General features: G+C 29.1%; 11 protein-coding genes and 1 tRNA gene. 6 read left to right on the forward strand and 6 right to left on the reverse strand.

From position 1 onward, the window contains the following. Window positions 1–140 precede the first annotated feature (140 nt). From XO11_RS02665 to XO11_RS02685, 5 genes are read right to left on the reverse strand one after another with little or no spacing between them, the layout of a single operon-like run. Entirely contained in the window at window positions 141–2,504 is a 2,364-nt protein-coding gene (locus tag XO11_RS02665) for an RND family transporter (RefSeq protein WP_175418121.1), read from the reverse strand. A gap of 5 nt (window positions 2,505–2,509) precedes the next feature. Beyond that, window positions 2,510–2,935, reverse strand: coding sequence for a hypothetical protein (locus XO11_RS02670; protein ID WP_014296034.1), 426 nt, complete (start codon window positions 2,933–2,935; stop codon window positions 2,510–2,512). Then, window positions 2,935–3,630 (reverse strand): hypothetical protein, encoded by a 696-nt coding sequence (locus XO11_RS02675; RefSeq protein WP_014296035.1) that lies wholly within the window; start codon window positions 3,628–3,630, stop codon window positions 2,935–2,937. Before XO11_RS02675 ends, XO11_RS02670 begins: the two co-directional genes overlap by 1 nt. Window position 3,631: 1 nt before the next feature. After that, the gene (locus tag XO11_RS02680; protein ID WP_175418122.1) at window positions 3,632–4,882 is read right to left on the reverse strand and encodes a S41 family peptidase; all 1,251 of its coding nucleotides are present in this window, start codon (window positions 4,880–4,882) and stop codon (window positions 3,632–3,634) included. A 36-nt stretch (window positions 4,883–4,918) separates the two neighbouring features. Beyond that, on the reverse strand, window positions 4,919–6,574 hold the full coding sequence (locus XO11_RS02685; protein WP_014296037.1) for a nucleoside kinase: 1,656 nt from the start codon (window positions 6,572–6,574) through the stop codon (window positions 4,919–4,921). Between the two features lie 106 nt (window positions 6,575–6,680). Here XO11_RS02685 and XO11_RS02690 point away from each other — a divergent pair. Both XO11_RS02690 and XO11_RS02695 read left to right on the forward strand, forming a co-directional pair. Next, window positions 6,681–6,755: transfer RNA gene (locus tag XO11_RS02690), tRNA-Gln, on the forward strand. Window positions 6,756–6,854: 99 nt separating this feature from the next. Further along, a complete protein-coding gene (locus XO11_RS02695; RefSeq protein WP_175418123.1) occupies window positions 6,855–7,730 on the forward strand; it encodes a LysR family transcriptional regulator in 876 nt (291 codons plus the stop codon). A gap of 21 nt (window positions 7,731–7,751) precedes the next feature. Here XO11_RS02695 and XO11_RS02700 read toward each other — a convergent pair whose 3' ends face one another. After that, on the reverse strand, window positions 7,752–8,648 hold the full coding sequence (locus XO11_RS02700) for a 3-hydroxyacyl-CoA dehydrogenase (RefSeq protein WP_014296039.1): 897 nt from the start codon (window positions 8,646–8,648) through the stop codon (window positions 7,752–7,754). A 251-nt stretch (window positions 8,649–8,899) separates the two neighbouring features. Here XO11_RS02700 and XO11_RS02705 point away from each other — a divergent pair, with 251 nt between their 5' ends. Genes XO11_RS02705 through XO11_RS02720 form a run of 4 tightly spaced genes read left to right on the forward strand, consistent with a single transcriptional unit; the run spans window position 8,900 to window position 13,729 of the window. Then, the gene (locus tag XO11_RS02705; protein ID WP_075780318.1) at window positions 8,900–9,883 is read left to right on the forward strand and encodes an ABC transporter substrate-binding protein; all 984 of its coding nucleotides are present in this window, start codon (window positions 8,900–8,902) and stop codon (window positions 9,881–9,883) included. A 46-nt stretch (window positions 9,884–9,929) separates the two neighbouring features. Beyond that, the gene (locus tag XO11_RS02710) at window positions 9,930–11,621 is read left to right on the forward strand and encodes an iron ABC transporter permease (RefSeq protein ID WP_175418124.1); all 1,692 of its coding nucleotides are present in this window, start codon (window positions 9,930–9,932) and stop codon (window positions 11,619–11,621) included. A 15-nt stretch (window positions 11,622–11,636) separates the two neighbouring features. Beyond that, complete coding sequence (locus XO11_RS02715; protein WP_014296042.1) at window positions 11,637–12,713, forward strand: ABC transporter ATP-binding protein; 1,077 nt, start codon at window positions 11,637–11,639, stop codon at window positions 12,711–12,713. Window positions 12,714–12,739: 26 nt separating this feature from the next. Further along, window positions 12,740–13,729: an ABC transporter substrate-binding protein gene (locus tag XO11_RS02720; protein WP_175418125.1), complete on the forward strand. Its 990-nt coding sequence runs from the start codon at window positions 12,740–12,742 to the stop codon at window positions 13,727–13,729. Window positions 13,730–13,736: the final 7 nt, after the last annotated feature.

Genomic DNA, 13,736 nt, shown 5'->3' on the forward strand with positions numbered 1-13,736 from the left:
TCTATCCATCTATTTCAGGGGGGGATAGGGGGATTTTCTTTTTACATCTATAGTATACAAAATCAAATGTTACTTTTCAATACCTTTATATTAATTGTGAATTTTCTAAGTAACAAAAAAATCAGTAATGTAAATTAAAATTATCTCTTTATTTTTAAAGCTGGAATATAAATAACTGTCATAAGCCACACAATAAAAACGCCTAAAACCATAGTTAAACTAAACTGTTTTAGCAGTTCACCACGAGATAATTGAAATGTTATAAATGAAGACATGGTTGTTAAGAACGAAAGAGTTGTAGCTTTTAAAGTGTGCCAATAATGCACTTTGTCTTCATCTATTGCATGGAAAAGATGTATGTAACCATCTACACCTATACCAAATATTAATGGAAATGAAATTACTGTTAAGAAGGTTGCCTTAATATTATAAAAGTAAATAATACCAAATGTAGCTAAAATCGAGAATAACAATCCAAATATTGCAATAAAGGTTTCATTAAGTGATTTTCTGGACATATATGTCAATATTCCTATTAAAATAATTGATACAACTATAACATACGGGAACTTTTTTTCTATTAATTTCATTATATAATATAAAGCTTTTCTTTCTCCTAAAAACCTCTCTCGATACTTTCCAACTGAATCAAAAAAATATTTTAATCCGTTATCTCTTGCAAGGGAAATTTTAGGTGTAACATAGATAATAAAATATTCCTGATTATTTTTTGTTATCATAATACTTCGCTTTAACTCTTCTGGTATAAGTGATGTAATTCCAAGAATAAAATCCTTTTGATTTTTTGATTTTGATGCAAGATCTATAATTTTAAGGGTATCAGAATATATATTGTATTTTTTCAATACAGAAACAGAAAATGGATCATTTACCAATTTTGAAATTTCCTGTGTCTTTAATTTTAATTTGTTAAAATCTCCAATTTGCTTTTTTAAAACATCAAGATAACTTTCCACTTTCTCAATATAAGGCGATTTTTTTAACTCCTTAATAATTTTGTCAGAATCTTCATCTATTTTAACAATAAACTTTAAATCATTAAACAATGATGCACCAAAATGTTCTGCAAGTTCATTGAAAACCCTTATACTTTCTGAATTAGTAGGAGCCAATCCTGGTGGTGTATATGAAAAATTTGAGAAATTAATTATTCCAAATATTGAAAAGAAAATTATTACTGATGGCAAAAGCGTAAGAATAAACCTTCTTTTTTTAGGTATATAAACTCCAAGTTTCTGAAACCATAAATTTATTTTATTTTCCTTATATGATTTTAAAATCATATTTCTAAATGGATAAAATAAAACAGGTACAATAAAAATCATATTTATAAAAAACACAATAAGTCCTATGCTACTTATGATCGCCATCTGGGTAAATCCCGGCAAATTCATTAAAATTAAAGAAAGAAAAACAAGAATTGTAGTTGCCACGCCATAAAACAAAGGAATTAATACAGTTTCATAAGTTATAGACAATGCTTCAATATAATTTTTTCTCTCTTTATATTCAGAAATAAGACGGCTTGTAATGTGGATTCCATAATCAATACCCAGACCTAATGTAATAGCCGCAACAAATGATGTAATAATATTTAATTCTTTAAATATTAATGTAGAAATACCTAAAGAAATTCCTGTCGATAAAATTAAAGAAATAAAAACAATTATTGTAGAAGGTAAATTGGCAAAAGTAATATAAAAAATTAAAATTATCAAAAACATTGAAAGATATGTTGTAATTGAAAAATCAAAATTTACAGTTTCGTTCGCTTCATAATCATATATATAAGAACCTGTTAAACCAGATCTTATATTATATTTTTGAGAAATATTCTGAGATATCTTTTTTACCCTGGGAATTATCGATTTAACAAAGTTAAGATCTGAAGTTGGTTTTAAAAAGGTTAATCCCATAACCATAACCTTTTTATCAGGAGACAAAGTATAATAACCTAATAAAGGATCATTTTCATTTGAAGCCTTAAAATTCGTATCTACTTGATTTAAAAGCGAAAGAGTTGTGTTTATATATTCAAATGATTTAAAATCATAGGGATTTAACTTAGAAAAAGAATCAAATGTATTTTCAAGGTTTTTCACAAGATCATCTATTAATTTTGAATTTGAAACGTTTAAAAAACCATATGAAAGCAAAAGTGAAAGATCTGTCTTTGCCAACCCATTAAAATCCGGAAGTTCTTTCAAATTATTATAATAGTCCAACGCAACTTTTTTATAATCTGTATTTTCATCAATAAAAAATGCTGTTATCAATACTGAGGAATTGCTCTTGGTTTTCTCTTCCTCTTTTAAAGAAAGAACTATAGGATCATCTTCCGGAAGTATTGTCAATAAATCAGAATTTATTTTCAAATTCTTTAAATTTAAAATAGAAAGAACTGAAAATATTAAAAATAATAATAATATAATCTTGTAGTGATCTGTCAAAAATTTTGATAGTTTCAAATACTTTTTCTGCATACCTTTCAACTCCAGATTATATAATATAGTAAAATATCAATCACAATTCCTACTATCAATGCATAAAATCGTTTTTCATTAATGTCCTTAACTCCTTTTAATATTTCATACCATATAAATGGATAATAATAAAAATTATTATAAAACGAAAAAAATCCCATCATTAAAAATACAGCAGAGGTTAATATATAATAAGGAAAAATTTTTCTAAATTCTTCAATAGGATAAAGAAATGCTCTTATTGCATTATTTACAAATAAAAACAAAAACAGGAAAAAGATTTTTTTTAATGATATATAATATGAAAAATTACGTATTAAAAGAAAATACGATAAAAAAATAAATGTAATTATTCCCACAAATATATTTTCATATTTCACATTTTTTATTCTATGAGGAGTAAAAATAATTTTAAAAATATTTTCAAGCATCAGTGTAAACCTCCGGTATAAACTTTCATATCATAGACCACAGAAAAACCCAGATTTTCAAAAACATCAAGTAATGGTTTAATTCCCGGATAATCAAGTATTTCTTTATCTATAATAACCCCATTTTCATTCTTCAAAGCTTCAAGAACTTTGGTTTTAAATGAATAAGATTTATAACTTTTTTTATCCATAACATAATATTTTAATTTTAAAAATGTCAATTCTTCATTTGTTAGATTATTTAAATCAATAATGGCTATTGTGGGATAATTTAATAAAGTAAAATTCTTTGAATAAACAATACTTTTTTTTAGTTTTAAGCCATAATAAAAAACATTTTTTTGAATTTCTTTTATGTTTGAATCAAAGGATTTTAAAGATGTCTTTAATTCCTGAAACATTTCATCATTAATAACTGCTATAGTAATATGATTATTAAGATAATCTATTTTAATTTTCCCTATAAACACACCAAGATCCTCAATAATAAATAACATAGTAGATAAATTTTTGGAATTAATAGTAATATTAACAAGGGAATCTTTTATTCCCTGATGAAAAGTATTTATTGTATATACTGGCATTGGTTCTCTAACAACATTTTCAACGTCAATATTTGCAAAAAGGAAATATACAATAGAGCTCAACAAAAGAATGGTAATAGAAAAAACTATTACCATTCCATATATTCTCAATTTATTTTCCCCCCATTATTAAAACTTCTATGGCTTTTTTAAGTTGTACATCATTTTCTGGATCAATAACAGCTTCATATGTAGTTGTATTTTTAGCTTCTAATTTTTCAACATTCTTAAGTTCTTTTTTGGGATTTTCAATTTTAATGTCTGGCTCAATGCCTTTTAAATGTATATCATTTCCATTTGGTGTGAAATAATGTCCTATTGGCAACCAAACTTCTCCACCATTTTCAAGAGGAATTGGTCTTTGAACAGCGGCTTTACCATATGTTGTGGTTCCAATTACTGTAGCAATTTTATTATCTTTCAAAGCACCTGTCATAATTTCAGAGGCTGATGCTGAGGATTTATTTACCAATAATACTATTGGTAATTTATCAAGAAAATCAAAATGCTCAAATGTTTTTGGCTTAACCACTTCTTCAGAACCATCAAAATAACGCACTGTAACTATTGTTTTATCTTTAATAAACATACTTGCTATATCTATTGCAACATTTAAATATCCACCTGGATTATTTCTCAAATCAAAAATTATTCCATCTACATGCTCCCTTTCAATAGCCTTTAATGCCTTTCTCATTTCAGACGCACTTTTTTCACCAAAATTAGTCAATTTTATATATCCTATTTTAAATTCATCACTTTCAAAAACTTTATACTTAGCTGTAATAGTTTCAATTTTAGCCCTAACAAGAGTTATTTTTTTAGCTTCTTCCCAACCTTCTCTAAACACTTCAATTTCAACTGTTGTTCCTGGTGTTCCACGCATTTTATTAATTGCTCCCATATATCCAATTTCAGAAACTGGTGATCCATCAACACTTATAATTAAATCATCAGCCTGTAATCCTGCTTCATATGCAGGTGTTCCAACCATTGGACTGACTATTCTGATTGCCTCTAATTTTGAATCATAACTTACCAATATCCCAAGGCCGCCATATTCACCAGATTCTTCAATATCACTTTCTTTAACCTGCTGAGCATCAAGATACCATGCAAAAGGATCATTTAAACCATCAACTAACCCTTTTAATGTTGAATCTAAAACTTTATCATAATCAACTTTATCTCTTTCATAGTACATATGTTCAATATAATATAAAAGACTATATATAGGATTCTGAAATTTTTCAAGATATATTTTTTCTATATCTCTTGTATCAGTTTTTGTGTTAGCTAATAACAAAACAAAAGAGGAAATAATTAGAACGACTGTGATAATACTTTTCATTTTTTTACTCAAAGAAAATCTCTCCTTTCAACCTCATAAATTAATTTATTAATATTTAAATGTACTTCTTCCAATAAATTCTCTTAAAATAGACTTTCTTGGTATTTCTTCCAATACAGTAATTGGCAAGAAATAATCAAGAAATTTTAATAATCTTTTTGCTTCTGAATATTCTGGATTTGAATTATCTACCATTAATAATAATGGTTCTGCAAATATCTTTAAAACAGATAATTCATAAATAAGATTTGAATTAAACATAATATCCGCTTCTTCCTGGAATGGGAAAATATTTCTATCTTCACCCCTTCTAACACTTGGCCACATTTTCAGTGTTGCTAAAGCGGAATGTCCTCTAAAATTAAAGTCTCTAACAATTCTTCGAATAAGCCTTGTATCAGTTGTGGTAATTCTATTCATTGAATCAAGATTCATTTGCGTTAACGCACTTACATAAATTTTATATTTAAATTCTCTTGGAATACTTTCTGTTAATAGCTCATTTAACCCATGAATTCCTTCTATAATCAAAACCTGATCTTCTTCCATTTTAATCTTATTTCCACTCCAAACTCTTTTTCCATGAACAAAATCAAACTTTGGCAATTCTATTTCTTCACCTTTTAATAATTTTGAAAGGTGAGTATTAAACAAATCTAAATCAAGTGCATATATAGATTCGAAATCATAATTTCCATTTTCATCACGAGGTGTTTTTTCCCTATCAACAAAATAATCATCCAATGATATTGGAATAGGTTTTAATCCATTTACTTTTAGTTGCAAAGCAAGTCTTTTAGCACTTGTTGTTTTACCTGATGAAGAAGGTCCTGCAATTAAAACAACCTTTATATTTTTTCTTTTAATAATTTCATCTGCAATTTGCGCATATTTTTTTTCATGCAAAGCTTCAGAAACCCTAATTAATTCAGTTGCCTCTTCTGGTCCCTTAGCAATTAAACTGTTTAATTCGCCAACAGTACTTACTTCTAATATTTTCAACCATTCTTTATATTCGTTAAAGGTATAAGATAATTTTGGATAATGTTTATACTCAGGAACTTTATCAGGAGATTTTGGTGTTGGATGCAATACTACAAATCCATCATCTATAGATTTTAAATCAAATAAATCAACATATCCCGTAGATGGTGGCATATAACCATAGAAATAATTGAAATATTTATCGCATATATAAATATTAACCTTATCTTTCTTTCTATATTTAAATAATTTAGATTTATCTACTAAATCAACATTTTCAAACATCTTTATAGCTCTAAATTTAGAAATTGTTTTCTTTTCAAAAGGGAGATCTTCCTTTACATATTCTAACATTTTTTCTTTTAACATTTCAAGTTTTTTCTGTGAAGGTTTTCCACTTCTTAATTCACAGTATAAGCCGCTTCCTATACTATGATGAACATATAATTTATCTTCTGGATAAAGATCCTTTAATGCCATATACAATAAAAATAATACACCTCTTTGGTAAATTCTAAATCCATCAAGCGTAGAAGTATCCAAAAGTACTATTTCTCCAGAATCCTCTATTTCTTTAAGCAACTCTTTTATATTATTATTATGTTTTACTGCAAGAATTTTAAAAGGATGTTCCTTTTGAATCTTTCTAATAATTTCTATATACTTTGTTCCTTTCTCTGCATATAAAATTTTATCTTTTATCTTCAATTCGTATCTCATAAAAATACCTCCTCCATTTTTTATTTTTTCGTAATAATCTTATTTAAATCCAGAAACATATTGGTGTTGACAAAATCAAAAATTATGATATAATAAGTATTGTGATTGGGGCGTGGCCAAGCGGTAAGGCGGCGGATTTTGGCTCCGTTATTCGGTGGTTCGAATCCATCCGCCCCAGCCAGAGCCGGCGAAAGCCGGCTTTTTTTATATCTAAACTCCAAAATTTGACGATATTAATTATATCATAAATTTTAAAAATTTGATAATTGGAGATGAGGAAATGGACCTCTTACAATTAAAATATTTCAGGGAATTGGCATACTCCCAGCACATGACTGAATTATCAGAAAAACTACATATCTCTCAGCCATCTTTAAGTATTACTATTTCAAAACTCGAAGAAGAATTGGGAGTAAAATTATTTGATAGAATTGGTAGAAGAATTGTTTTAAATGAATATGGGAAAATTTTCTTAAAACACGTTGATACTATATTTAATGAACTGGAATATGCCAGAGAAGAAATTAAAGAAGCAAAAAAAGCCTGTCATAAAAAGGTAATTTTAGCAACCACCGGAACCATATTTTTATCAAATTTCATTATTGAGTTTTTAGAAAAAAATAAGGATATTAACTTAAAACAATTTATTTCAAATAATGAAGAGGCTATTGAGCTGTTAGAAAAAGGGGAAATAGATTTTGCAATTACTTATCCCCCACTGAAATCCGAAAACATAGAAACTGTTATATTATTTGAAGATGAAATAATGCTTGTAATTCCAGAAAATCATCATTTTTCTAAAAATAGGGAAATAAGTCTATATGAATTAAAAGATGAAAAATTTATAAATCTTGTAGATCATTATGACTTTAGAAAAGTAACAGATGAAATATATAAAAATGCGGGATTTACACCTAATATCGTTTTTGAAGGTGAATTATCACTATTGGAAAAATTGATGAAAGCTGGAACTGGCGTTGCTCTCGTACCAAAATCTATAGTTGAATTATATTCAGACTTCCCTGCAAAAACATTAAAACTAAAAGAACCAAAATTTAAATGGACAATAGGATTTTCATGGTTAAAAAATAAATATATGGTTGAGACTTTAAAAAGGTTTAAAGATTGCGTATTTAAATATTATAATATAAAATAAGGCTGTCCCATACGGACAGCCTTATTTTAAAAACTCTGGATCTAAATATTCTGGATTTGGATATTTATAGAACCCTTCGCCTGTACTTACTCCTAATTTATTCTTATCAATAAACATTTCCTTTATTTTTTCTGCACGTTTTAAAATTTTTTCATCCTGTAATTTTTCACCACGCATTTTTATTATATTATAAAGTGTGTTCATTCCTATTAAATCAATAATTCCAAATGGTCCAAACTTAGAGCCGGTACTTATCATCCAGGTTTTATCTATACTTTTATAATCCGCTACTCCATCAAAATACAATGTTTCAGCTGCATGTAATAAAGGTACAAGAAGCGAATTTAAAACATATCCACTTTGTTCTTTTTTCAATGGAATTGGGACCATTCCAATGGCTTTAGCAAATTCAACTACCGTATCAAAAACTTCTTTTGATGTTTTTTCATGACCCATAACCTCTCCAATATTTGCTTCCCAAACCGGATTGGCAAAATGTAAAGCAAGAAATTTTTCTGGCCTTCCTGTAAAGTTCACTAATTGTGAAGGCAACATAGTTGAAGAGTTGGTTGTAAAAATAGTCTTTTCTGGTGCAACAGCAGCAAGTTTTTGATAAATATCCTTTTTTATTTCATATACTTCTGGAACAGATTCACTAATAAGATCAGCTTCTTTTACTGCTTCATTAAGATCTGTAGTATATTTTAACCTTGAAAAAGTTGCTTCAATTTCTTCTGAAGTTGCCCCTTTATTTTTTAGAAAATATTGTGCATATCCTTTATGAAAATTTTTTGATTTCTCTAAAGCATCTTCATTAATATCATAAACAATTACATCAAATCCCTTATATGCTACCTGCCAAGCTATTTGGGAACCTAAAACACCTCCACCAATAATAGTTACATTTTTTATATCCATAATTATCTTCCCCCTTACTTTAGAATTTTAAATATTTCTAATATTCTCATATTCTTAATTATATTACACAAATGCAAAGAAATCTAATACAAAAATATATATATGTATATAAATATTAATTTATATATTCAAAATTCATCACATAAAATTTTGTTACATTTTTAATACAATTTTGTGGATATTTTGATGATTTTTTTATTTAATATAATAGTAGAATGTTATTTCATATTCTACATAAGGGGGTATTACTGATGAAAAGATTGATGTTAGTATTATTTTTGATTTTCGCTTTAACTGTTTCATTTGCTGAACTGATTATTTATAGTAGTGTTGATGAGGCAAATGCAAGAAAAATCTTAAACGCATTTTCTAGAGAAACAGGCATTACAGTAAAATATATATTCCTTTCTTCTGGACCTGCATTAGCAAGACTTGAAGCAGAAAAAAAGAATCCACAGGCAGACGTATGGTTTGGAGCTCCAATGCCAAATCATATTATTGCAAAAGAAAGAGGGCTTACAGAAGCTTATAAAACAACCAGCATTTATGGAATAGCTCCAAATTTCTATGATATCGAAGGTTATTATCACGCATTCTATATGAATCCTCTTGGTATTGGAATTAATTTAAAGGTTTTGGAACAGATAAAGGCAGATATGCCAAAAAGCTGGCAGGATTTATTAAAGCCAGAATATAGAAATATGATTCAATATCCAAGTCCTCAGACTTCAGGTACTGCATATGCATTTATCACAGGACTTATTGAAATTTATGGAGAAGATGGCATGATTGATTATTTAAAGAAATTAGCAAAGAACGTTCAGTCATATACACAAAGTGGAACAGGTCCTTCAAAATCAGTAGGTGTAGGTCAGGCAGGATTGGGAATTCAATTTACACCTGCATTCTTCCAGTTTAAAGAACAGGGGTATCCTATAGAAGTTGTATTCCCTGTTGAAGGCGTTCCATATGAGGCAGCATGTGTATCAATTGTAAAAGGTGCAAAACACAAATATGAAGCAAAGGTACTTGTTGACTGGTTACTTTCAAAGAAAGGACAACAAACAATTGTTGATACAAAAACATTTTTCTATCCTGTAAGACCAGACGTTGATTTTGGAGCATTACAACCATTATCAACTATAAAATTAATCAGTGTTGATGAAAACTGGGCTGCACAGAATAAAAAGAGAATTGTAGATAGATGGATAAAAGAGGTATTACCTGTAAAGTAATTTAATAAAAAGGGGGAAATCTCCCCCTTTTTTTGGAGGGATTTTAATGAATATCGCTAATCAAGAGTTTTCAAATAAATTCAAAAATATGCTGAAGAACCCTTCATTAATTATATTGCTTATTCTAATATTTATATCGCTATTTATATTTATAATTTTTCCATTATTGAAGGTCTTTATAATAAGCTTTACAGATAATGAAAACAATTTTTCATTGCAGACATATAAGGATATGTTATCCAATGATTATATGAAACAGGGATTTAGAAACAGTATTCTTGTAGCCTCTTTAACAGCTATTTTAGGAACATTAATAGGATATTTATATGCATATACAATAAACAGGGCAGATATACCTTTTAAACGGTTTTTCAGAACAATTGCAGTAATTCCAATGGTTTTCCCACCATTTATAGGGGCATTGTCAATAATAATGCTTTTTGGTTTTAATGGTTTAATTACTGCAAAAATCTTTGGTATAAGAACCTTCCCTGTTTATGGATTATGGGGATTATTAATAGCACAAATAATTACTTTTTTCCCTGTAGCCTTTATAACCTTAGATGGTGTAATCTCAACAATCTCACCAACACTGGAAGATGCTGCTTTTAATTTAAAAGCAACAAGATTACAGGCATTCCTTAAGGTTGTTCTTCCATTATCTATTCCGGGAATAGCCAGTACAATGCTTGTATTATTTATAGAATCGCTTGCAGACTTTGGTAATCCTTTAATATTAGCTGGTTCAAGATTTCCTATTCTTTCTGTTCAGGCATATCTTCAAATAACCGGCATGTTCGATTTGAGAAGCGGTGCAGCTCTTGCTGTATGGTTATTATTACCTTCTTTAATAGCCTTTATCATACAAAAATACTGGATAGGAAAGAAAAAATATATTACTGTTACCGGAAAACCAAATACATCTCAATTAAAAAGCGTTAGCAAAGGTGCAAAATGGGTATTATTTTCCCTGTGCATGATAGTCTCATTATTCATATTATTAATCTATGTAACCATTTTCTGGGGTGCATTTACAAAAATATGGGGTATGAATAATGAATTTACATTGGAGAACTTTAAATATGTATTTGACGTTGGAAGAGAAGCTATTAAAGATACGCTTACAATTGCTTTAACTTCCACTCCTATTTCTGCATTACTTGGAATGATTATTGCATTCTTAATTGTACGAAAAACATTTCCCGGTAAAAGAACCTTGGAGTTTGTCTCGTTATTAAACTTTGCAGTTCCGGGAACTGTAGTTGGTATTGGATATATATTAGCATTTAATTCAAAGCCATTGTTATTAACAGGGACTTTTGCGATACTTGTATTGAATTTTATATTTAGATATGTGCCAGTAGGTATTCAATCTGGAATTTCACTTTTAAATCAGGTAGATCCGGCAATAGAAGAGGCTGCATATACACTTGGAGCTAATGATAGACAGGTATTTTCAAAGATTACTTTACCTCTCATTGTTCCTGCATTTTTTTCAGCTCTTGTATATTCATTTGTGAGGGCAATGACGGCAATTAGTGCTGCTATATTCCTTGTTTCTGCGGATTGGAATTTAATGACTGTTCAAATATTAAGCCAAACGGATTCAGGAAGATTATCAGAAGCATGTGCATTTTCTGTAATTTTAATAATGATAATTATAATATTTATTTCCCTATTAAAGGTATTCTTAAAAAATAAAGTTTCTCTGATGAATGAAAATTTTGCTTCAGAATAGGCAGGTGTATAACCCATGAGTTTAGAATTAAAGAATATTTATAAAATATTTAAAAGCGAAGGGACAGAAACAGTTGCTGTAAATGATTTTAATCTAAAAGTAGAAGAAGGGCAATTGGTAACCTTTTTAGGGCCTTCAGGTTGTGGAAAAACCACTACATTAAGGATGATTGCAGGATTTGAAATTCCTACCAATGGAAGGATATTTCTCAATGGAGAGGATATTACCAATATGCCACCAAACAAGAGAGATATCTCTATGATGTTTCAAAGCTATGCGTTATTTCCTCATATGACTATAAAAGAAAATATAGAATTTGGTTTAAAATTAAAAAAATTATCAAGAAATGAAATAACTGAAAAAGTGAAAAGAATAATAGAATTAACCAATCTTGAAGGCATGGAAAACAGAAGACCTGACCAAATTTCCGGTGGTCAACAACAGCGTGTTGCACTTGCAAGAAGTCTTGTTATGGAACCAAAGGTATTGTTATTTGATGAACCACTTTCAAATCTTGATGCCAAACTTCGTGAAAGTATGCGTTCTGAAATTAGAAGAATACAAAAGGAACTCAATATTACCAGTATATACGTAACTCATGATCAAATAGAAGCAATGAGCATTTCAGATGTTATTGTTGTAATGAATCAGGGAAAGATTATGCAGGTTGGGAATCCTCTTGAAATATATTCAAAACCCAAAAACAAGTTTGTTGCAGATTTTATTGGAAAGGTTAATTTTATAGAGGGCAAGGTTATAGAAAAAAAAGATGATGAATATGTCATATTCAATGAATCGCTTAATCAAAGTTTTACAGGAATTGGTGGTGAAGAATTCAGTATAAATGATTCCGTATTAATTGCCTTACGACCTGAAGCTATAAATACAGAGCCTAAGGAAAACAATATAACCGGAATTATAAAAAAGTTGGTATTTCTTGGTGCGCATGTAGAGTATCAAGTGGAATTAAAAGATGGTCAAACAATAGATATAGTACTCTTTAATCCTATTGAAAATGAAATCCCACCAATTGGTAAAGAAATAAAATTATATTTCAGCAAAAAAGCTGCATGGATAATAAAAAATAATTAAACCATCACATCACAGGGGGTGTTCTTATGAAAAAGAGTATTTTTTTGGTAGTTTTGTTAATCGTTGGCATTATGGCATTTTCAGCAAATGTGGTAAAGGCTTATACAACACTTGAAGAACCGCTTGCCAAGGAATTATTTGACAGATTTGAAGAAGAAACAGGGATAAAAGTAGAATGGGTAAGATTATCCACAGGTGAAACAGTAGCAAGACTTGAAGCTGAGAGAGAAAATCCACAAGCATCAATTTGGGTAGGAGGAGTAGGTCTTGGACACGTTGAAGCAAAACAAAAGGGTTTAACCACACCTTACAAATCACCTCTTGCACAATATACACCTGCACAGTTTAGAGATCCAGAAAATTATTGGATTGGTTTATATATAGGTGTACTTGCATTTGCTACAAATGAAGAAAGAGCAAAGGAATTAGGTTTAGAAGCACCAAAAGGATGGTTTGATATTATTGATTCAAAGTACAAAGGACTTGTAAGGGTTGCAAATCCTAATACCTCAGGAACAGCATATAATGTTATTACAACAATTTATCATTTATTCCATGAAGACGAAGAATTAACATTTATGTTCTTACATCATCTTGATAGAAGTATAGACCAATATACAAAATCAGGTTCAGCTGGTGGAAAACAGGCTGCTATAGGTGAAATTCCATTTGCAATAGGTTATGCACATGATTTATTTAAATTAATCGCAAACGGTGCTCCATTAAAGGTTACAGTACCAGAAGAAGGAACAGGTTTTGAACTTGCTTCAATGTCATTAATTAAAAACGGACCAAATCCAGTAAATGCAAAGAAATTATATAACTGGATGCTTCAAAAAGAAGCACAGGCTATGATAGCAAAATGGTTTGTAATTCCTGTATCAAAACTTGCTCCAAAGGATAAGGCTCCTTTAAACATTGACGATTTAAGAATTGTAAATCAGAATTTTGTATGGGATGCTGCAAACAGAGAAAGATTAGTAGAAAGATGGAATAAAGAAATTGGTGCAAAGTAAAAATTAA

Source organism: Marinitoga sp. 1138 (genome assembly GCF_013363265.1).
Lineage (GTDB): Bacteria > Thermotogota > Thermotogae > Petrotogales > Petrotogaceae > Marinitoga > Marinitoga piezophila.